The 19,509-nt window shown below is 68.2% G+C and carries 20 protein-coding genes; 8 read left to right on the forward strand and 12 right to left on the reverse strand.

Annotated features, from left to right (window positions below):
- Window positions 1-30 precede the first annotated feature (30 nt).
- Entirely contained in the window at window positions 31-1,659 is a 1,629-nt protein-coding gene (locus AOZ06_RS20705) for an ABC-F family ATP-binding cassette domain-containing protein (RefSeq protein WP_054290918.1), read from the forward strand.
- A 172-nt stretch (window positions 1,660-1,831) separates the two neighbouring features.
- Window positions 1,832-2,041 carry a helix-turn-helix domain-containing protein gene (locus AOZ06_RS20710; protein ID WP_033391619.1) on the forward strand — a complete coding sequence of 70 codons (210 nt, stop codon included), beginning with the start codon at window positions 1,832-1,834 and terminating at the stop codon, window positions 2,039-2,041.
- A gap of 36 nt (window positions 2,042-2,077) precedes the next feature.
- Here AOZ06_RS20710 and AOZ06_RS20715 read toward each other — a convergent pair whose 3' ends face one another.
- The gene (locus AOZ06_RS20715; RefSeq protein WP_236952313.1) at window positions 2,078-3,334 is read right to left on the reverse strand and encodes a glycosyltransferase 87 family protein; all 1,257 of its coding nucleotides are present in this window, start codon (window positions 3,332-3,334) and stop codon (window positions 2,078-2,080) included.
- Window positions 3,335-3,408: 74 nt separating this feature from the next.
- On the opposite strand from AOZ06_RS20715, the gene AOZ06_RS20720 reads away from it, so the two are divergent.
- A complete protein-coding gene (locus AOZ06_RS20720) occupies window positions 3,409-5,298 on the forward strand; it encodes an ABC transporter ATP-binding protein (RefSeq protein WP_054290920.1) in 1,890 nt (629 codons plus the stop codon).
- On the opposite strand, the gene AOZ06_RS20725 is transcribed toward AOZ06_RS20720, so the two are convergent.
- The 3 genes from AOZ06_RS20725 to AOZ06_RS20730 all read right to left on the reverse strand — a co-directional run bounded on the left by AOZ06_RS20725 (window position 5,263) and on the right by AOZ06_RS20730 (window position 8,026).
- Complete coding sequence (locus AOZ06_RS20725) at window positions 5,263-5,979, reverse strand: sugar isomerase domain-containing protein (protein ID WP_054290921.1); 717 nt, start codon at window positions 5,977-5,979, stop codon at window positions 5,263-5,265. The two genes, AOZ06_RS20720 and AOZ06_RS20725, sit on opposite strands and share 36 nt — an antisense overlap.
- A 660-nt stretch (window positions 5,980-6,639) precedes the next feature.
- Window positions 6,640-7,197 carry a nucleotidyltransferase family protein gene (locus AOZ06_RS54200; RefSeq protein ID WP_083471819.1) on the reverse strand — a complete coding sequence of 186 codons (558 nt, stop codon included), beginning with the start codon at window positions 7,195-7,197 and terminating at the stop codon, window positions 6,640-6,642.
- Complete coding sequence (locus AOZ06_RS20730; RefSeq protein ID WP_054290922.1) at window positions 7,190-8,026, reverse strand: alpha/beta fold hydrolase; 837 nt, start codon at window positions 8,024-8,026, stop codon at window positions 7,190-7,192. The genes AOZ06_RS54200 and AOZ06_RS20730 overlap by 8 nt, the downstream gene beginning before the upstream one ends.
- Window positions 8,027-8,096: 70 nt before the next feature.
- On the opposite strand from AOZ06_RS20730, the gene AOZ06_RS20735 reads away from it, so the two are divergent.
- Entirely contained in the window at window positions 8,097-8,717 is a 621-nt protein-coding gene (locus AOZ06_RS20735) for an alpha/beta hydrolase (RefSeq protein ID WP_054290923.1), read from the forward strand.
- Between the two features lie 98 nt (window positions 8,718-8,815).
- Window positions 8,816-10,003, forward strand: a complete 1,188-nt coding sequence (locus tag AOZ06_RS20740; RefSeq protein WP_083471820.1) for an LCP family protein — start codon at window positions 8,816-8,818, stop codon at window positions 10,001-10,003.
- Window positions 10,004-10,135: 132 nt separating this feature from the next.
- Here AOZ06_RS20740 and AOZ06_RS20745 read toward each other — a convergent pair whose 3' ends face one another.
- The 3 genes from AOZ06_RS20745 to AOZ06_RS20755 form a co-directional block, all read right to left on the reverse strand.
- The gene (locus tag AOZ06_RS20745; protein ID WP_054290924.1) at window positions 10,136-10,492 is read right to left on the reverse strand and encodes an STAS domain-containing protein; all 357 of its coding nucleotides are present in this window, start codon (window positions 10,490-10,492) and stop codon (window positions 10,136-10,138) included.
- A 9-nt stretch (window positions 10,493-10,501) separates the two neighbouring features.
- The gene (locus tag AOZ06_RS20750) at window positions 10,502-11,041 is read right to left on the reverse strand and encodes a hypothetical protein (protein ID WP_054290925.1); all 540 of its coding nucleotides are present in this window, start codon (window positions 11,039-11,041) and stop codon (window positions 10,502-10,504) included.
- Between the two features lie 63 nt (window positions 11,042-11,104).
- Window positions 11,105-12,313 (reverse strand): RNA-guided endonuclease InsQ/TnpB family protein, encoded by a 1,209-nt coding sequence (locus AOZ06_RS20755; protein WP_054290926.1) that lies wholly within the window; start codon window positions 12,311-12,313, stop codon window positions 11,105-11,107.
- A 147-nt stretch (window positions 12,314-12,460) separates the two neighbouring features.
- Between AOZ06_RS20755 and AOZ06_RS20760 the strand changes: the two genes are divergently transcribed.
- Window positions 12,461-13,330, forward strand: coding sequence for an NAD(+)/NADH kinase (locus AOZ06_RS20760; protein WP_236952315.1), 870 nt, complete (start codon window positions 12,461-12,463; stop codon window positions 13,328-13,330).
- 255 nt (window positions 13,331-13,585) lie between these two features.
- Here AOZ06_RS20760 and AOZ06_RS20765 read toward each other — a convergent pair whose 3' ends face one another.
- The 4 genes from AOZ06_RS20765 to AOZ06_RS20780 all read right to left on the reverse strand — a co-directional run bounded on the left by AOZ06_RS20765 (window position 13,586) and on the right by AOZ06_RS20780 (window position 18,064).
- Window positions 13,586-14,056: an SRPBCC family protein gene (locus AOZ06_RS20765; RefSeq protein WP_054290927.1), complete on the reverse strand. Its 471-nt coding sequence runs from the start codon at window positions 14,054-14,056 to the stop codon at window positions 13,586-13,588.
- Window positions 14,057-14,117: 61 nt separating this feature from the next.
- Window positions 14,118-15,215, reverse strand: coding sequence for an acetate/propionate family kinase (locus AOZ06_RS20770; protein WP_083471821.1), 1,098 nt, complete (start codon window positions 15,213-15,215; stop codon window positions 14,118-14,120).
- Window positions 15,212-17,494: a phosphoketolase family protein gene (locus AOZ06_RS20775; RefSeq protein ID WP_054290929.1), complete on the reverse strand. Its 2,283-nt coding sequence runs from the start codon at window positions 17,492-17,494 to the stop codon at window positions 15,212-15,214. The genes AOZ06_RS20770 and AOZ06_RS20775 overlap by 4 nt, the downstream gene beginning before the upstream one ends.
- Window positions 17,495-17,500: 6 nt before the next feature.
- Window positions 17,501-18,064: a type 1 glutamine amidotransferase domain-containing protein gene (locus AOZ06_RS20780; RefSeq protein WP_054290930.1), complete on the reverse strand. Its 564-nt coding sequence runs from the start codon at window positions 18,062-18,064 to the stop codon at window positions 17,501-17,503.
- 79 nt (window positions 18,065-18,143) lie between these two features.
- Between AOZ06_RS20780 and AOZ06_RS20785 the strand changes: the two genes are divergently transcribed.
- Together AOZ06_RS20785 and AOZ06_RS20790 are read left to right on the forward strand one after the other, a co-directional pair.
- Window positions 18,144-18,458, forward strand: a complete 315-nt coding sequence (locus AOZ06_RS20785) for a DUF6292 family protein (protein WP_054290931.1) — start codon at window positions 18,144-18,146, stop codon at window positions 18,456-18,458.
- 30 nt (window positions 18,459-18,488) lie between these two features.
- A complete protein-coding gene (locus AOZ06_RS20790) occupies window positions 18,489-19,001 on the forward strand; it encodes a hypothetical protein (RefSeq protein WP_054290932.1) in 513 nt (170 codons plus the stop codon).
- Between the two features lie 14 nt (window positions 19,002-19,015).
- Here AOZ06_RS20790 and AOZ06_RS20795 read toward each other — a convergent pair whose 3' ends face one another.
- Complete coding sequence (locus tag AOZ06_RS20795; RefSeq protein ID WP_157233139.1) at window positions 19,016-19,405, reverse strand: STAS domain-containing protein; 390 nt, start codon at window positions 19,403-19,405, stop codon at window positions 19,016-19,018.
- Between the last annotated feature and the right edge of the window lie 104 nt (window positions 19,406-19,509).

The raw sequence follows: 19,509 nt of genomic DNA on the forward strand, positions 1-19,509 counted from the left end.
CGCGTGCCACCCGTCTATGGAGCCCTACTGGTGATCACTGCTATCGATCTGGAGCTGCGCGCTGGCTCGCGCATCCTGCTCTCGGAAACGACACTGCGTGTCCAGCCGGGCGACCGCATCGGCCTGGTCGGCCGCAACGGCGCGGGCAAGACCACCTCGCTGAAGGTGCTGGCAGGCGAAGGCCAGCCGTACGCGGGCGCCGTGCGCCGCACCAGCGAGGTCGGCTACCTCCCGCAGGACCCCCGCGAGGGTGACCTGTCCGTCACGGCCAAGGACCGCGTGCTGTCCGCGCGTGGTCTCGACCAGTTGCTGCGCGAGATGGAGAAGGCGCAGACGGCCATGGCCGAGCTGGTCGACGAGCGCGCCCGCGAGAAGGCGGTCGAGAAGTACGGCAAGCTGGAGGAGCGGTTCGCCGCCCTCGGCGGGTACGCCGCCGAGAGCGAGGCCGCGCGGATCTGCAGCAACCTCGGTCTGGCCGACCGGGTGCTGGCCCAGCCGATGGGCACGCTCTCCGGTGGCCAGCGGCGCCGGGTCGAGCTCTCCCGGATCCTGTTCGCCGCGTCCGACGCGGGCGCCGGCGGCAAGTCGGCCACGATCCTGCTGCTGGACGAGCCGACCAACCACCTCGACGCGGACTCGATCAACTGGCTGCGCAACTTCCTCAAGTCGCACGACGGCGGACTGGTCGTGATCAGCCACGACGTCGAACTGCTCGACGCCGTGGTGAACAAGGTCTGGTTCCTCGACGCCAACCGCGGCGAACTCGATCTGTACAACATGGGCTGGAAGAAGTACCTCGAAGCCCGCGCCACCGACGAGAAGCGCCGCCGCCGCGAACGCGCCAACGCGGAGAAGAAGGCCGGTGCGCTGATGGCGCAGGCCGACAAGATGCGCGCGAAGGCCACGAAGGCCGTTGCCGCGCAGAACATGGCCAAGCGCGCGGAGAAGCTGCTGTCCGGCCTCGAGCAGGAGCGGCAGGCCGACAAGGTCGCCAGGATCAAGTTCCCCGATCCCGCGCCGTGCGGCCGCACCCCGCTGACCGCGGAGGGGCTGACCAAGGTCTACGGCTCGCTCGAGGTGTTCACCGGCGTCGACCTGGCCATCGACCGCGGCTCCAAGGTGGTCGTGCTCGGCCTCAACGGCGCGGGCAAGACGACGTTGTTGCGGCTGCTCGGCGGCCGGGAAGCCGCCGACGCCGGGACTGTCCTACCCGGACACGGCATGCGGCTGGGCTACTACGCGCAGGAACACGAGACCCTCGACCACGAGGCGAGCGTGTGGCAGAACATCAGGCACGCCGCGCCGGACACGCCTGAGCAGCAGCTGCGTACGCTGCTCGGCACATTCCTGTTCACCGGCGAGCAGTTGGACCAGCCCGCGGGGACGTTGTCCGGCGGGGAGAAGACCCGGCTCGCGCTGGCGGGCCTGGTCTCCAGTGCGGCCAACGTGTTGCTGCTCGACGAGCCGACCAACAACCTCGATCCGGCCAGCCGCGAACAGGTTCTGGACGCGCTGCGCCGCTACTCGGGCGCGGTCGTGCTCGTCACCCACGACCCCGGTGCGGTCGAGGCGCTCGAGCCGGAGCGGGTGATCCTCCTGCCGGACGGCACCGAGGATCATTGGTCGCCAGACTATCTCGAGTTGGTCCAGTTGGCCTGAATCCCGCACGGATGCGCCTCGATCATCGGTGATCCACTCGGATGGAGTAGTGCGAGTGGGCGACTTCATGATGATTTTTGCAACTCGCCTGGCGTTCCGCGCTTCCGTGTTCGATCATTGCGGGCGCAGGGGTCGCATGTGACCCTAGTTACTCGCTACGGAAGGCGGAGACGTGGCTGACCTCAAGAAAGGCGCGCGCATTACTGGAAGTACGCGCGACAAGCTAGCCGCTGATCTGAAGAAGAAGTACGAAAAGGGCGCCAGCATCCGCGCTTTGGCGGAGTCGACGGGCCGGTCGTACGGATTCGTGCACCGGGTCCTGTCGGAGTCCGGGGTGCAGCTGCGTGGCCGTGGCGGTGCCACGCGTACCAAGAAGAAGTAGCGGCTGTCTGGCCTGTTCTCCCAGCGCACCCGTGTTCTACCGGGCCTGTGACAACGACAGATCATGCGGTTCGGCCGGCCGGGAAGCGGCCCGCTCGGCCACCGCGAACGTCATCGCGGCCCCCCACAGCACGAGTGGGTACACCAGGTAGCCGTAGCGGCTGGCAGGCACCATCAGGATCGCGGCGCCGAGTCCGATCGCGGCCTTGAGCATCGTGTCCGAGCCGGTCGCCGGTGGGCGGACGAACAGCCAGACGGTCAGCGCCAGAGCGGTGAGCCCGAGCAGGACGAGTGCGACAGCATGCCCCACTTGACCGGCACTCGAGATCAAATGGCCAGGCAGTGGGCTTGCCGCTGGTGAGGTGATCATGCCCGTCCCGGACGGGAACTTGATCACGTGTTCGACGAAGGCTCCCGGGTGGACGATCAGCACCGGGATGTTCAGCAGCGCGGTGACCCCGATGACCGCGGTGCCGAACCTGAGCAGTGACGCGCGACCGGCCCTGGTGGTGACCACGTGGAACACGATCACCACCACGGCTGGGAGCGCGCTCAGCTTCATGCTCACCACCAGCGCGAGCACGATCCCGCACCACACGATCCTGCCGCGGGTGGCGAGCGCGCCCGCGAGGATGATCAGGCCGATGATGGCGAGGTCCGGACCGGCGACGGCGAAGGTCAGCGCGGTCAGCGGACTGACCACGGCCAGGTGCGCGGCCCGCACCGGCGCTTTCGGCCAGCCGAGCAGCTTCAGGCTCACCAGGACGGTCGCGATCGCGGTGAGGGCGAACATGATCCGCGCGTCGGTGATCGCGCCGCCCAGCAGCGCCCTTGGCATGCCGAAAACCGCCATCGCGGGCCCGTAGGGCGTGTAATCGTTGACCTCGGGCGGACGCGGCAACCCGGCGATGTCCACGTAGGGCGTTCCGGTGTCGAACAGCAGGCTCGCCGACCGCTCGATCACCCAGACCTCCGGCTGGGCGGCCCACTGGAACGGCTTGATCACCCAGTCCGAGCCCGTCAGCCTGCGGAAGACCAGCACGATCAGCGGCGCGACCATGCCGGCACCGCCGACCAGGCCGACCGGGATCCAGCGCGACCGCAGCCAGCCCGTGCCGGACGTGGTCAGCAGCCACACCGCGTGCACGGCGCCCAGCGCGTAGGCCACGGACGCGAAGTTGCCCCAGATCCGGTAGCCGTAGAACTCCGACCACAGCGCGGTGACGATCGCGAACACGGCGCACGCCGCGTAGATGGCGACGTCCCACCCCAGAGCCTTGCGCCGATCGCCCACAGCGAAAACTGTACCGATGGGGAAGGGACAGCACTTCATGGGTGTTGACCCGGCCAGAGAGTGAGGAGTGCCGGGTGGACGGAACCTGGGGTCTGTTGATGGGAGCGGCGCGCAGTGCCGACGCGCCAAAGGGAGTTCGGAAAGGCACGGTTCGACGGGTACTGCGTTTTGCCAAACCGCACCGTAGGTTGCTGATTGCGTTTCTGATACTCACCGTCGCGTCGGCAGTGCTGGCAGTGACGACACCATTGCTGGCCGGCCGGGTCGTCGACGCGATTGTCGGTGGCCGGGACGCCTCTTCGGTGATTTGGCTGGCCGTGCTCATTGCGGCGATCGCGGTGCTGGACGCCGGACTCGGATTGGTCGAGCGCTGGCAGTCGGCGCGAATCGGCGAAGGGCTGATCTTCGATCTGCGCCGTTCGGTTTTCGGACACGTGCAGCGCATGCCCGTCGCGTTCTTCACCAGGACGAGGACAGGCGCGCTGGTGTCGAGGCTGAATAACGACGTAATGGGTGCGCAGCGCGCCTTCACGTCCACCCTGTCGGGTCTGGTCGCCAATGTGATCCAGCTGGCGCTCTCGCTCGCCGTGATGGTCACGCTGTCCTGGCAAGTGACCGCGTTGGCACTGGTTCTGCTGCCGGTGTTCGTGCTGCCCGCGAAACGCGTCGGGCGCAGGCTCGCCGACCTGCAGCGCGAAGCCTCCGGGCTGAACGCGTCGATGACCACGCAGATGACCGAACGTTTTTCCGCGCCCGGTGCGACCCTGGTGAAGCTTTTCGGGCGGCCGAAAGCCGAGGCGGAGGAATTCGGGGCCAAAGCGGGCAGGGTGCGGGACATCGGCATCAAGAACGCGATGGCCACCCGCTGGTTCATGACCAGCCTGACGCTGGTCTCCGCGTTGGCGCAGGCATTGGTGTACGGCCTCGGTGGCTGGCTGGCGATCCGCGGTGAACTCGCCCCCGGCACGGTCGTCGCGCTGGCGCTGCTGCTGACGCGGCTGTACTCGCCGCTGACCGCGCTGGCCAACGTCCGCGTCGACGTGATGACCGCGCTCGTGTCGTTCGAACGCGTCTTCGAGGTGCTGGACCTGGAGCCGATGATCACCGAGAAGCCGGACGCCCGTACGGTGCCCGCCGGTGGTGTCTCGGTCGAGTTCGACGACGTGCGGTTCGGCTACCCGGCCGCCGAGAAGGTCTCGCTGGCCTCGCTGGAGGAGGTCGCGGCGCTCGACACCCGCGGTGGCAGGGAAGTGTTGCACGGCATCAGCTTCAGAGCCGAGCCCGGCCAGATGGTGGCACTGGTCGGATCATCCGGCGCGGGCAAGTCGACGATCGCGTCGCTGGTCCCCCGCTTGTACGATGTGGACAGCGGAGTCGTCCGTCTGTCCGATGTGGACGTCAAGGACCTCTCGTTCGACGCGCTGCGCGACACGGTCGGCGTGGTGACGCAGGACGGGCACCTGTTCCACGACACCATCCGCGCCAACGTCGCCTACGCGCGGCCGGGGGCAACCGACGAGGAGGTCACCGAAGCGCTCGACCGCGCCCGGCTCACCGAGCTGATCGCCTCGCTGCCGGACGGCCTCGACACGGTCGTCGGCGAACGCGGGTACCGGCTGTCCGGCGGGGAAAGGCAACGCCTGACGATCGCCCGGCTGCTGCTGGCCGACCAGCGCGTGGTGATCCTCGACGAGGCAACCGCGCACCTGGACTCCGAATCGGAGGCCGCGGTGCAGGAGGCGCTCGTGCACGCGCTGGACGGCCGGACCGCGATCGTGATCGCGCACCGGCTGTCCACCATCCGCGCGGCCGACCAGATCCTCGTGGTGGAAGGCGGCCGGATCGTCGAGCACGGCAGCCACACCGAACTGCTCAACCGCGACGGCCGCTACGCCGAACTGCACAACACGCAGTTCGCCCGGCCGTTGTCAGAGCTGCGGGACCCGGGGGCCGTAGAGGTCTAGGTAGCGCTGGTTGGCCTCGTCGCCGCCGGGCACATTGGAGCTGCGCCACAACGGGATCTCCACGCCCGCGGCGGTGGCCTTGTCGACGAGGCGGGCGAGGATCTCGCCCCACAGGAACGCGTTGGCCACAGTGGACAACGCGGAGGTGACCGGTGCCTCCGGCGGGTAGCTGGAGTCGCCGGGAGCCACGAGCGTGTCGAGCACGATGGCGGCGTTCTCGGCGAGCGTGGTGTCCGCCCGGCGCGGCGCCGCCGCGTTGGCGTGCGAGGACGTGACCGCGACGACCGGCATGTCCGCGTTCTGCGCGGCGATCGCGAGCTCGACCGGGTACGGGTTGACACCGGAGGTGGAGAAGACGACCAGCACATCGTGGCCGCTGAGCTCGACCTTGCCGAAGACCTCCTCGGCGAGGCCGGTGATCCGCTCGGCGCTGGTCGACGCGCGGGCGCCGTGCAACGGCTGGATCTGGGGGTGGTACAGCGGATACACGCAGGCCAGGCCACCCGCGCGGTAGAACGTCTCGGCCACCACGGCGAGCGAGTGCCCGGCGCCGCCGGTCAACACCAGGCCACCTGCGCGGATGCTGCCGAGGAACAACTCGGCGACATTGTTCAACGCGTCGGCGTTGTGCTTTTCTACCCGGGTCAGGTGATCTCTGACCAGGTTGCCGAATACGGCCATGCTGGCGGTACCTCCTCGGTTGACCTCGCAATGGTCTATACCAGTGGGGGGTGGGCGTCAAGAGGTGTCAGCCGGTGGTTTCGCCCGCCGGTGTCCCGGCGGTGTCTTGCCGGTGTCTCGACGGGTGCGGTGGTTCGTTCTTGGCGAGTCGGGTTCTTGCCGATTTCCGTGGTGCGGTTTTTTGGCCCCTTGGGTGGGCCGGGTGTTGGCGGTGGCCATGGTCTGGTTCTTGGCCTTGGTGTGCCTGGGTGGTGCTGATTGGCGTGGTGTGGTTCTTGGCCCTTTGGGTGGGTCGGGTGTTGGCGGTGGTGTGGTTCTTGGGCTTGGTGGGTTGGGGCGTCGCCGATTTGACATGGAGACCCCGGGGGTGGCCTCATCGAGCGTAAAGGCGGAGCCCCTTCATTATCTATGGTTCAGCACTTCCAAAGTGGCGGGGCTCTCCACGCCCACAAGCTTACGGCCACCCCACCCCATGTAGAATCGGCGCCGCTCTTGGGTTTTCGGGCTTTCGGTGGTCGGGTTCTTGATTTTCCTCGTGGTTTCTCGCGTTCTTCGTGCTGGGGTTCTTGGGTCCTTGGTACTGCTCTGGGTCCTTGGTGCTGGTTTTTGGGCTCGCGGCACGCGGTTTTCGCGCTTCTGCGGGCTATCGGGTTTGTTTCCTCACTCTGGCGGCAGGTGTTCCGGGCTGTCTACATCGGAGCCGTCTGCCACGTCCTCGCAGGGGATCAGGTCCGGTTTGTGCTTGCGTAGGTACTCCCTGGCTCCCGCGTCTCCCGTTGCCAGTTCGTACACGGCTTCCCAGTGCTCTCTTCCGATCAGGACCGGGTGGCCTGGTTCGCCGTGGTAGCTCGCTCTCAGCAGGGCTTGTGGTGTCGCTCGTTGTCTGAGTCTGGCTATCGCTTCTGCTCGTATTCCTGGTGTGTCCACCGGGAGGATGATCACCGCGTCCGCGTTCACCGCCTTCAGGCCGACGCGGAGTGATGATCCCATTCCCTGTTGCCAGTCCGGGTTGTCAACGGCGTTCAGGTGCGGTGCTTGGCTGCGCACTGCCTCGCTTTCTGCTCCCAGCACCGCCAGCACGGGGCAACAGCCGCCCTCGGTCAGTACTCGGACCGCTCGTTGCACGAACAGCTCGCCACGGAAGCGGACTCTTGCCTTCGGCATCCCGTATCTTCTGCCCGCCCCCGCCGCCAGGACCAGTCCCGCTACCTCAGCCATGCTGGGACAGGTGTTCCAGCAGGAGGCGGCTCAGTCCCTCGTCCGCCTGCTCCGGCAGCCAGTGGCCGATGTCCTGGAACATCTCGAAGCGGTACGGGCCTTCCACCCAGTCCTCTGTTGCCAGAGCCGCTGTCGAGCCGAAGGCCACGTCCTCCGTTCCCCACACGTAGAGGGTCGGGACCTTCACCTTGTCCGTTCGCCCGCTGTACTTGATTCCCCTGTACCAGTTCAGGGCCGCCACCAGTGCTCCTGGTTCCGAGAGGCGTTCGACGTATTCCCTGACGTGGTCGCGGGGGACCACGCCTTCGTAGAGCTGCTTGAGTGCTGCCGCGTCGTTGGCCAGCAGTTGTTTCTCCGCTCCTCGGACGTTCTGGAGCGTGGGGATGTAGGAGGAGCGTTGTTGCTGGTCCTCGTCCGTCTTCAGGGCGTGGGCGTAGGCGCCCGGGTGGGGGATCGACACCACCGCCAGCGTCCGGACCCTGTCCGGGTGTTCGGCTGCTGTGTGCCAGGCGACGTTGCCGCCCCAGTCGTGGCCCACCAGGTCGAACTTCGCCCAGCCCAGTTCGTCCGCCATCCTGATCACGTCGGCTGCGAGGTCCTCGATGCTGTAGTCCTCCGGGCGCTCCGGGCGGACGTCGGGGGAGTAGCCGCGCTGGTCCGGCGCGACCGCCCTGTACCCCGCTGCCGAGAGGGTCGCCAGCTGGTGTTCCCACTCCGTCGACGCCTGGGGGAACCCGTGCAGCAGCAGCACGCCCCGGCCGTCGTCCGGGCCCGCCGCCAACCCGTCGAAGCGGCCCTGGTCTGTGCTGATCCCGATGTGCTCGATCACTCGTCGAGTATCCACCCGGGATTCCGGCAATCCGGCTGGGGCAGGGCACCGAATGGTTAGGGTGGCTAATATGTCCGGCCCTCATCTGCACCAGCTCGGTTCCGGCGATCCACGGGTGATCGCGCTCTTGCTGCACGGTGGTCGTGAGCACGGCGAGGGGCCGATGCCCCGCTACGGGCTGGCTTACCTGCGCATGGTGCCGTTCGGCCGTGATCTCGCGCGGATCGACGGTGTCGCCGTGTTCCAGCTGGTCAACCGGCTCCGCGGGTGGAACGCGCCCCGCCTCGACCCCGTCGTGGACGCGCGGTGGGCTCTTGACGAGATCCGCGGCCGGTTTCCCGGGGTCCCCGTCGTCGTCATCGGTCACTCGATGGGTGGACGTGTGGCGTTCCGTGTTGCCGATGACCCCGCTGTCACCGCTGTGTGCGCGTTGGCGCCGTGGTGTGAATCCAGTGATCCGGTTCAGCAGCTGGCCGGGCGGTCGGTGTTCGTCGCGCACGGCACGCTCGACCGGGTCACCGATCCCCGCAAGACGCGGGATTACGCGCGGCGGGCCGGAGAGGTGACCGATCGGGTGGATCTGCGGTGGGTCGACGGGGAGACGCACGCCCTGCTGCGCAAGCCCAGGGTATGGCGTGACCTGGTACGGGAGTTCGTCACCGGTCAGCTCGCGCACTCACGCGAGGGGTGATGAGGTGACTCCGTAGGGTGTGTGCACGCAACCTCGGCATGCGGTGTCACGTCCTGTGAACATCCTTGAAAAGCCGGGGGACACACATGAGGACGAGGATGAGTCAGCCGCACGGTCCGAGGGACGGCCAGGCAGGAACCTTCCGCATACCGGGAGGTGCTCCGCAGCGCGGCCAGGACCACAACCGCCAGCACCAGGGCTACGACCGCCAGCACCAGGGCTACGACCGGCGCCCGCAGGGCGGCTACCGCCAGCCCCCGCCGCCCCAGGACCCCGGCCAGGAGGTGCCGCAGTACGGATCCAGCGGACGGCCGCCGCGCCGCAAGCGCCGGGTCGGCCGGATCCTGCTGATCATCCTGCTCGCGATCGTCGTGCTGATCGCGGCGACGTGGATCTACCTCGAGTCGTCGTTCAACCGGGTCAACGCGTTGGAGGACTACGCGGGCCGCCCGGCCGCGGGCAAGGGCACGAACTGGCTGATCGTCGGGTCCGACAGCCGGGCCGGGCTGGACGCCGAGGACCAGGAGCGACTGGCCACAGGAGACGCCAAGGGCCAGCGCACCGACACGATGCTGCTGCTGCACCTGCCTGACAACAACGAGAAGCCCACGATGGTCAGCCTGCTGCGCGACTCCTATGTGGACATCCCGGGCAAGGGCAAGAACAAGCTGAACGCCGCGTACGCGTTCGGCGGCCCGAAGCTGCTGGCGCAGACCGTGGAGAAGAACACCAACCTGCGGCTGGACCACTACATCGAGATCGGCTTCGGCGGGTTCGCCAGCGTCGTCGACGCGGTCGGTGGCGTGAACATGTGCCTGGACAAGCCGCTCAAGGACCCGCTCGCCGGAATCGACCTGCCCGCCGGGTGCCAGGACCTCGACGGTGCCAACGCGCTGGGTTACGTCCGGACGCGAGTCGGGCCGCGTGCCGACCTCGACCGGGTGATCCGGCAGCGCCAGTTCATCTCGGCGCTGATGGACAAGGTCGCCAGCCCCGGCACGATCCTCAACCCGTTCCGGCTGGTGCCGCTGCTGGCCGACGCGCCGGACGCGATCACCCTCGGCGAGGGCGACCACCTGCACAACCTGCCCAGCCTCGGCTTCGCCATCTCGGGTGCCAGCGACGGGTCCACCGTGAGCACGAGCGTGCCGTTCAGCGGCACGCGGAGTGTGCCCAAGATCGGGTCGGTGATCGTGTGGGACGAGGCCAAGTCCAAGGCGCTGTTCGAGGCGCTGCGCAACGACACCGCGGTGCCGTCGAACGTGATCGTGATGCCGGGCGGCTGACGTGCTGACGACTGATCGCCTGGCCATCCGGGCGTTCCGGGAGGGCGACGCGGCGGCTTCCGCCGCGTACCGCTCGGATCTCGAGGTGGCCAGGTATCGGGCGCACGGCCCGCATCGGTTGTCGCGTCGCGCTCAGGCCAGTGCGCCCGCCAGGTCCGGGTAGACCGGGAGCATGTCCTGCACGCCCGCGATCTCGATCGAGCGCAGCACCGGGCGGTTGCCAGCGACCAGCCTGATCTGGACGCCTGCCTGCTCGCCGCGCTGGCGGGCGTCCAGCAGCACGGCGAGCCCGGCCGAGCCGAAGAAGGTCACGTCGGTCAGGTCGACGACCACCCGGTCGGTCGACGAATCGATCGCCTGATCACACTCTTCGGCCAGCATGGGCGCGGTGCTCATGTCGATCTCGCCGGCCACGTGCAGCACGACCGCCGGGCCTTGCACCCGCCGGTCGACCCGCAACGGGTCGTCGGACGTCGAACCTTTGGTCACACGGGTGTTCTACCGCAGCCCGTGCGGGCCGTTGTCCGTGGGTGGTTCTCCGGGGCGGTTGAGCTTCGACAACAGCCGCTCGAAGAACTCGTCGTCGACGTCCGCGGGCTCCGGTTCGGCTGCCGCGGCGCTCTGCGGCGGCTTGCGGCGCTCCCGGCGGGGCAGCGGCACCGCTGAGGCGTTCATCCCGACCGGGAGAGCCACCTCGCACCAGATCAGGTTTCCGCCGCCCTGCAGCGACATCACCCCGGCTTTCCGGTCCGCCAGCGTGTCCGGCACCACCGGCGGCAGCAACGCGGCGTCCTCGACCTCGATCACGAGGACGTCGCCGTGCAGTCGTAACCGCAATGTGATGAAACCGGGGACCTTCGTGTCGCTCGCCCGCACCACCGCGCGGACCACTTCGCACGCCACGCCGCTGGCCTCGTCCTGCATCTGCCGCAACGACCACTCGGTGAGCGCGAACCTCACGAACATGTCCGCGCAGTTCACGGCGGTCGGTAACGCGACCAGTCGGAGGTCGTCGACCTGCGTCGTCTGCGGGTTCACCCTGCTGCCTCCTCGCCTGCGTCACCCGAACGGCCGTATCTTGCCAACTTGACTTCTCCCCGCCTAGCCACGGGCGGGAATCCCAACTCTCGCGGGTTGGGTTTCCTGCTTCACAGGCGACTGCCTCGCCGGCTGCCGCCGGGTTGGTCTGACACCGCCTCCACAGGCCGCGACCGCCAGCCCGGCGGCCAGAATCGCCCGCGACGCGTTGACGTCGCGGTCATGCGTGACCCCGCATCCGGGGCAGGTCCACTCCCGGGCCCCGGATGGCAGGGCGTCGAGCAGCAGTCCGCAGGCCGAACAGGTCTTGCTGGACGGGAACCACTGGTCGAGGGCGATCACCCGGCGGCCGTACCAGGCCGCTTTGTACTCCAGCTGGGAGCGGAACTGCGACCACGTGGCGTCCGGGATCGCCCGTGCCGGGCGGCCGTCGCGCGGCATGCCGGACACGGGCAGGTCCTCGATCACGATCGTTTGGTTCTCACGAACGAGCCGAGTGCTGAGCTTGTGCAGGAAATCCCGGCGTCGGTCAGCGATCCGGGCGTGGACCCTGGCGAGCTTCCGATACGCCTTGGCCCGGTTGCCCGACCCCACGGTCTTCTTCGCCAGGCGCCGCCGGGCCGTCGCGAGCTGGGCGCGCTCCCGGCGCTCCTGTTTGGGATTGCTGATCTTCTCCCCGCTGGACAGGGTCAGCAGCGAGGTGATCCCGGCATCCACCCCGACCGCCGCGCTGGTGGGGGCGTGGTGGGCGACGCTGGTCTCGACCAGGATCGACACGTGCCACCGGCCGGCCGGGTCGCGGGACACCGTCACTGTGCTGGGCCTGGTCCCCTCCGGAAGCGGCCGGGACCAGCGGATCGCCAGCGGTTGGTCCATTTTCGCCAGCCACAGCCGCCCGTCACGCCAGCGGAACGCCGACCGCGTGTACTCCGCCGAGGCCTTCCCGCGCTTGCGGCTTTTGAAGCGCGGGTACCTCGCGCGCTTCTCCCAGAAGTTGACGAAGGCGCCTTGCAGGTGCCGCAGGCACTGTTGCAACGGCACCGAGGAAACCTCGTTGAGGAACGCGAGGTCCTCGGTCTTCTTCCATGCCGTCAGCAAAGCCGAGGTCTCGGCGTAGTTCACCCGCCGCTGCTCGGCGTACCAGGCCTGGGTGCGGGCCTGCAGCGCCCGGTTGTACACCAGGCGAACGCAGCCAAGGGTGCGCAGCAACTCCCGCTCCTGCTGCGCAGTCGGGTGGAAGCGGTACTTGAACGCCCGCTTCACCGCCGTCATTGGCATACCTCACACATTAGCGTGTCACCATGTGAACAGCCTGAACGGGTGGTCCTGACGAGCAGCGAGCGCTCCGCGAGGCTCGCGCCGGCGGGAATGTCGATAGGCTCGCGGTGCGGTAGCCAGGGTTATCCAATTCTTGCCGAGGTGATCCGTTTGATCCGCGCCATAGGTCTGGTCCTGCACCCCCGCCGGGACTGCGTCCCGGTGATCGAGACAATCACGGCGTGGGCGCAAGCCCGGCAGACCGACGTCTTCGGTCTGGCCGAGGAGGTCGTCCGGGCCAACGGACTGGTGAAGCCGGTGACCGAGGACGAACTGCCCGAGCGGGCGGATCTTATCGTCAGCCTCGGCGGCGACGGCACGATGCTCCGCGCGTTCCGCATCGGCAACCGGATCCCGGTGCTCGGGGTGAACCTCGGGCGGCTCGGTTTCCTCGCCGAAGTCGACGTCCCCGAACTCGGCAGCGCGCTGAACGCGATCGACGACCACCGGTTCACGGTCGAGACGAGATCAGGCTTGTGCGCGACCATGGGCGACGAGGACATCGTCGCGTTCAACGACATCGCGCTGGTCAGGGTGCCCGGCTACGGCATGACCGAGGTGATGCTGCACGTCGAAGGTCACCCGTTCGTGGAGTACGCGGCCGACGCGGTCGTCGTCGCCACCCCCACGGGTTCGACGGCGTACAACTTCGCCGCCGGTGGGCCGATCGTGTCCCCGCGCGCCGAAGGGCTCCTGGTGACACCCGCGGCCCCGCATTCGGCGTTCAACCGCGCGTTGTTCCTGTCCACGACCGAGAAACTCGCGCTGGAAGTCGCGGCCGGCAGCAGCGAGGTCGCGCTGGAGGCGGACGGGCGCCTGATCGGCCGGGTGCAGCCGGGGACGATGATCGACCTGACCGCGCTGCCCGGTGCGGCGCGGGTGGTCCGGCTGGGGCGGACCACGTTCTACCAGCGCACTCAGCGCAAGTTCCGCCTGATCGGCTCGGCGACCAGCGAGGACTTCATCTGCTGACAGGGTTCCCGGCTGGCCGGGTGCTTGTGTCCAGCTACTTTATTTACAGCTTTATTTTAGACGTGTTGACTCGATTGGTTTAAACCAATTGCAGTCTGGGACCACGCTTCGCCCACCCCTGCACTCCGAGGCGGCCGCGTTGACGCGGCAGATGGAGGGACCATCGTGTTCTTGGGCGCGGTCACGCGAAAAACACATCGTGAGTGGTTTGGCCGGTTAGAACCGGCCAAACCACTCACGAGGGTTGTACTGGGGTTATTCGCCTCGTTGCGGTGAGCGGTCGACGTCACCGCGCCACGCGCCGGTCTCCTCGCCGCGCTTCTCGATGAACTCCTTGAAGCGGGCCAGGTCGCCCTTGACCTTGCGGTCGATCACCCCGAGCCCCGCGCCCACCTTCTCGGTGAACGTGTCCGGGTCGTAGTCCATCTGCACGTTCACCCGGGTGTTCTCCGCGTCGATGCGGTGGAACGTCACCACGCCGCCCTGCTTCTGCCCGTCGACGGCACGCCACGCGACGCGTTCCTCGGGGTGCTGCTCGGTGATCTGCGCGTCGAACTCCCGGCGGACACCACCGATGTTGGTCTCCCAGTGCGTCATCGTGTCGGTCACCTGGACCACGCGCTCGACACCGTCCATGAAGTACGGGAACGACTCGAACTGCGTCCACTGGTTGTAGGCAGTGGAAACCGGGACGCGTACGTCGATCGATTCCTGGATGGTCGTCACTCGAGTGCCTCCAGTGTCGGTGTGGTTGCCTTCTCCCATCGATTACCCGGCCCCGGCGCGCTCACACCAGCGCTTTCGAGGTTTCCCGTGCGATCTGCAACTCCTCGCGCGGCTGCACGGCCAGCACCAGAACCGGCGCGAACGGCGACGACAGCACCCGGTCGGTGACCGGGTTGCCGACCGGCAGGGTGGCCGGGACGCCGATCCTGGTGAGGTCCTGGCAGACGGCCTGGCGCACTTCCGGTTGGTCCCAGCCGATCTCCCCGGTGAACACCAGCGCGTCCAGCCGCGGCAGCGTCACGGCCATCGCGGCGAGCGCCTGGCTGACCCGCCGGGTGAAGACGTCGAGCGCGAGCCGGGCCCGGTCGTCGCCTGCCTCGGCGGAACGCACGAGTTGCCTTGTGTCGCCGGAAATCCCGGACAGGCCGAGCAGTCCGGAGTGGTGGTACAGGCCGTCGCGCACCTCGTCGGCGGTCAGGCGGTCGAGCAGCCACAACAGCATCCCGGGATCCACACCACCCGATCGGGTGCTCATCGGCACGCCGTCCAACGGCGTGAAACCCATCGACGTGTCCACACTGGACCCTTCGCGCACCGCGCAGACCGAGCACCCACCGCCCAGGTGCGCCAGCAGGAGGTTCAACGACTCGGCCGGGCGGTTGAGCAGTTCCGCCGCGCGGGACGTCGCCCACGCGTAGGACAACCCGTGGAATCCGTACCGGCGGATGCCGTGGTCGCGTCGCCAGGATTCCGGAACCGGGTACGTGGTCGACACGTCCGGCAGGGAGGCGTGGAAGGCGGTGTCCGGGCACAGCACATGCGGTATGTCCGGCAGTTGGTCGCACGCCGCCGACAGGATGTCCAAGGTGACAGGAACGTGCTCGGGCGCCAGTTCGGCGGCTGTGCGTGCGTGCTGGAGCGCCGAATCGTCCACCACGGTGGGGGAGCGCAGGTGCGGTCCACCGTGGACGAGCCGGTGCCCGACCGCGTCGGGAGGGGTGTCCAAGTCACCGAGCAATTCGCGCAGTGTCTTGGCCGCGGACTGGGCATCCGGCTTGTCCGTACTGGTGGCCGCCGCGAGGATCTCGTCGGTATCGGCGTCGACCACGTGCAGCCGCAGGCTGTGCGAACCGGGGTTGACAGTGAGGACTGCGGTCATGGATTCCAACGCCATTCAGTGATCTCGGGCGGGTCGACGCTGTTGTCCCGTGCCGACCGCAGAAGGGTGTCGCGTTCGTCGATCAACGCGGTGGCGGCGGACGTGTCCTTGCTGTCCCACGCGCGCCGCACAGCGTCCGCAGCGAGGTCGTACCGGCTCATGCTGTTGGCCACCAACAAGTCGAACGGGGTGGTCGTGGTGCCTTCCTCGTGGTAACCGTGCACGTGGAACCGTTGGGGCGTATCACGGCCGTGCAGGGTCTCGTGCACGGCCGACGGGTAGCCGTGGAACGCGAACACCACAGGGACGTCCGTGCCGAAACAACGGGTGAACGCGTCGGACGCCAGGCCGTGCGGGTGCCGGTCGGGCGGCGCCAGCGAGAGCAGGTCGACGACGTTGACCATCCGGATCCGCAGATCCGGCGTGTGCCGCCGCAGCAGTGACACCGCGGCGAGCGCCTCCACGGTCGGCACGGTCCCGGCGGACGCCAGGACGACCTCCGGCCGGTCGTCGTCGGCGGCCCACTCCCAGACCCCGGCGCCTGCCCGGCAGTGCGCCTCGGCGGCGTCGAAGTCCAGCCACTGCGGGTACTCCTGCTTGCCGGCCACGATCAGGTTGATCTGCCCGGTCCCGGCCAGGCAGTGCCGCGCGGTGTGCAGCAGCGTGTTGGCGTCCGGCGGCAGGTAGACCCTGGCCACCGACGCCTTCCTGGTCAGGATGTTGTTGATGAAACCGGGGCCCTGGTGGCTGTAGCCGTTGTGCTCCTGCCGCCAGCCCTCGCTGGTCAGCAGGTAGTTCAGGCTCGCGACCGGGGCACGCCACGGCACCTCGGCCGACATCTTGAGGAACTTGGCGTACTGGTTGACCATCGAGTCCACGATGGAGGCGAACGCCTCGTAGCACGGGAACAGCCCGTGCCTGCCGGTGAGCAGGTAGCCCTGCAGGAAACCCTGGCACAGGTGCTCCGACAGCACCTCGACGACCCGGCCGTCCGGGCTGACGTGCTCGGCGTACCCGTTGACCGGCCACGTGAACGCGCGGTCGGTGACGTCGAGCACGGCGCCGAGCTTGTTGGATTCCAGCTCGTCCGGGCAGAAGATCCGGAAGTCCCTGCGGTCCTCGGTGGTGCCGAACAGTTCGGCGAGCCACCCGGCGAGGGCCTCGTTCGCGCTGGCGTCGTTGCTGCCGGGTTCGGCGGCGTCCACGCGGTGCCCGGCCAAGGGCGGCAACGGCAGTTCGCGTCGCACAGTGCCGCCGTTGGCTTGCGGCACACGGCCCATCCGCAGCTTGTCCGGTGGTAACAGGCTGAGCAGGTCGTCGAACGGGCGGCCGTTCTCGTCGAACAGCTCCTGCGGCCGGTAGGAGCGCAGCCAGGCCTCCAGCACCGCCAGTTGGGCCGGGTCCTCGGTCACGCCTTCGAGCGGGACCTGGTGCGCGTGGAACGTCCCGGCCAACGGGGTGCCGTGCGCGTCGTGGCTCGGCAGGCCCCAACCCTTCGGCGATCGGACGATCAGCATCGGGCGGGCCACGGCGAGCGCCTGGTCGAGGGCCTCGGCCAGGTCGAGGTCGGGATCCGCGGCCGTTCGGGTGTCCACAATGGTCGGTGACCAGCCCGCGCCGAGGAAGTACGAGATCAGCTCCTCGTCGCTCATCGTGCCGTACACGGTCGGTGAGGAGATCTTGTAGCCGTTCAGGTGCAGGATCGGCAACACCCGGCCGTCGGTGCGCGAGTTGAGGAACTTGTTGGCGTGCCACGCCGCCGCGGTCGCGCCCGTCTCGGCCTCGCCGTCGCCGATCACGCACGCGACCAGCAGTTCCGGGTCGTCCAGTGCCGCGCCGACCGCGGTCGGCAGCGCGTAGCCCAGCTCACCGCCTTCGTGGATCACGCCTGGAACGTGCGGCGAGAGGTGGCTGGGGAAGCCACCGGGCCACGAGAACCGCTTGACCAGCTCGGTCATCCCGTTCTCGTCGAGCGACAACGACGAGTCCAGCAGCGCGTGCGTGCCCTCCATCCACAGGTTGGCGTGCACGGCCGGGGCGCCGTGGCCCGGCCCGGTCACCAGCAGCGTCCGCTGACCTGTCCTGGTGACCAGGCCGTTGAGCCCGGCGTAGACGTACGTGATTCCGGGGCACGTTCCCCAATGGCCGAGTAGCCGTGGCTTGATGTGCTCGGGTTTGAGCGGATCGCGCAGCATGATGTTGTCCCGCAGGTAGATCATGCTCGCCGCGAGGTAGTCACAAGCGCGTCGATATCGTCGAGTGGCTGTGTCGGCTGTCATCACGGGTCACGTGCCGGCGTGCAGCCGACCCTGCGCGAACTGGGTGACGACCTCGCGGCAGAAGGCGGGCAGGTCGTCGGGGTTGCGACTGGACGTGAGGTTGCCGTCCACGACCACTTCCTCGTCCACCACGGTGCCGCCCGCGTTGCGGATGTCGGTGCGGACACTGGGCCACGAGGTCAGCGTCCTGCCGCGCACCACGTCGGCTTCGACCAGGGTCCACGGTCCGTGGCAGATCACCCCGACCGGCTTGCCGGACTCCACGAAAGACTTGACGAAAGCCACAGCGGCGGGGTCGGTCCGCAGCTTGTCCGGGTTCGTCGTGCCACCGGGCAGGATGAGCGCGTCGTAGTCGTCGGCGGACGCCTCGGAGACCTTCTTGTCCACCGGGAACGTGTCCGCCGTCTCCACGTCGTGGTTCATCGCCTGGATCGACCCGTCGTCGATGGACAGCAGCTCCGTCGTCGCGCCCTGCGCGCGCACCGCCTTGACCGGTTCCACGAGTTCGACTTGTTCGACGCCGTCCGCCGCGAGTACGGCGACCCGGCGGCCTGTCAGTGCATTGGTCATGCCCCCCGACTACCCACGTGGGCGTGACGTAACACGGATGCGAGGTTTGACCACACCCGGATCTGTCCACCCTGCAGCTGTGATCGATGACCTCAGGGACTATCTCGCCGCGGTGAGCGCGCAGGTCGGTGTCGGACTGGAATCGTGCTGCTGGGGCTCGGAAGCGCCCGCATGGGCCTATGTGGCGCTGGACTGGCGGTTATCCGGCCGGGACGTCGCCTTGCTGTGGGACGCCGGCAGTGGCTGGTCGATCGCCACCGAGCCGGACATGGGACGTGATCTCGACGTGGTGGCAAGGCTGGACGGCGAGGTGAGCCCCCCGCCCGCCGCAGTGGCCGACTTCGTCGCCGCACTGCGGTCCGATGCGAGTCCTGAGGCCACCACCGCCGCATGAGTCGAAGACCCTTGGGGTGAACCAAGACCGATGACTGACAGCAACCCGCGATCACGGATCCGGCACCTGGTCGGTGTGATGCGCGCAGGCGACGACGAGAGCCTCGTCCTCGAGATGGCCAGGCTCACCGCCGACCGGGCCGACGACGGCCGCGAATCCCACGTGATCGTGTCCGAGCTGATCTCCGCGCTGGCGACGATGATGCTCACCGCGTCCGGGACGTCCGAAGAGGACAACGTCTACGGGCTGGAGCTGACCGGTGACGACGACTCGCTGCTGGACATCGACGAGACGAGTCCGCCGGTGCGGGCCGCGGTGCGGGCGTTGCTCGCCCAGCTCAACACCCACACCGACGAAGCGCGGTTCCAGGTGGAGCTCGCGTTGCAGGACACCGGTCTCAAAGCGACCATCGAGGTGCTCGCCCACGTTCTGCTGTGGACCATCGGCATGATCGACTGGTGCGACGAGCACGATGTGCCGAGGCCGCGATGGCTCGGCGACCTCGCCTCGGCGCACCGAGGCGGGTCAGACGGGCGTGACTGAGCCAGGAACGCGGGTCAGCCCGCGACGGCGTCCACGGCGGCGGGAACGGTGTCGAAGATCGGCAGGATGGTCAGCAGGCCGGTGATCTCCAGCGGCCGGGTGACTGTCTGCCGGGCGGCGACCACGGCCCACTTGAGGTCCTGGTCGGCCATCTGCTGGCGCAGATCGACCAGCACCGCGAGGCCCGCGGAGCTGAGGAAGTCGACGCCGTCCATGTCCACGACGAACTTCTGCCGCTGGGCCAACTGTTCCCGAACTGCTTTCTGGAACACAGGCGCCGTCGCCAGGTCGACATCACCGAGCACGCGCATCAGCGGGATCCCGCGGGGGTGCGGCTGTACGTCGACAGTGAGCAACGCGCCCGGCTGGGCATCAATGCCGGGGTGAGAGTCTGAGGTGCTCACAGGAGTCCTTCCGGTTGTGCAACACGTCAGCGCGGCTGTGTGTTCAACCGTGGTGATCCTTCAACCGTACGGAGCCGGTGACTGAGGCACAACTGGGGGAGGAC

Origin of the sequence: Kibdelosporangium phytohabitans (assembly GCF_001302585.1) — a bacterium.
Lineage (GTDB): Bacteria > Actinomycetota > Actinomycetes > Mycobacteriales > Pseudonocardiaceae > Kibdelosporangium > Kibdelosporangium phytohabitans.

Bases quoted from the DNA above. Each gene is read 5' to 3' on its own strand.
- AOZ06_RS20740 (WP_083471820.1), top strand. From the start codon at position 8,816: ATGAGTCAGCCGCACGGTCCGAGGGACGGCCAGGCAGGAACCTTCCGC.
- AOZ06_RS20790 (WP_054290932.1), top strand. From the start codon at position 18,489: ATGACTGACAGCAACCCGCGATCACGGATCCGGCACCTGGTCGGTGTG.
- AOZ06_RS20735 (WP_054290923.1), top strand. From the start codon at position 8,097: ATGTCCGGCCCTCATCTGCACCAGCTCGGTTCCGGCGATCCACGGGTG.
- AOZ06_RS20755 (WP_054290926.1), bottom strand. From the start codon at position 12,313: ATGACGGCGGTGAAGCGGGCGTTCAAGTACCGCTTCCACCCGACTGCG.
- AOZ06_RS54200 (WP_083471819.1), bottom strand. From the start codon at position 7,197: ATGGCTGAGGTAGCGGGACTGGTCCTGGCGGCGGGGGCGGGCAGAAGA.
- AOZ06_RS20770 (WP_083471821.1), bottom strand. From the start codon at position 15,215: ATGACCGCAGTCCTCACTGTCAACCCCGGTTCGCACAGCCTGCGGCTG.
- AOZ06_RS20725 (WP_054290921.1), bottom strand. From the start codon at position 5,979: ATGGCCGTATTCGGCAACCTGGTCAGAGATCACCTGACCCGGGTAGAA.
- AOZ06_RS20775 (WP_054290929.1), bottom strand. From the start codon at position 17,494: ATGACAGCCGACACAGCCACTCGACGATATCGACGCGCTTGTGACTAC.
- AOZ06_RS20780 (WP_054290930.1), bottom strand. From the start codon at position 18,064: ATGACCAATGCACTGACAGGCCGCCGGGTCGCCGTACTCGCGGCGGAC.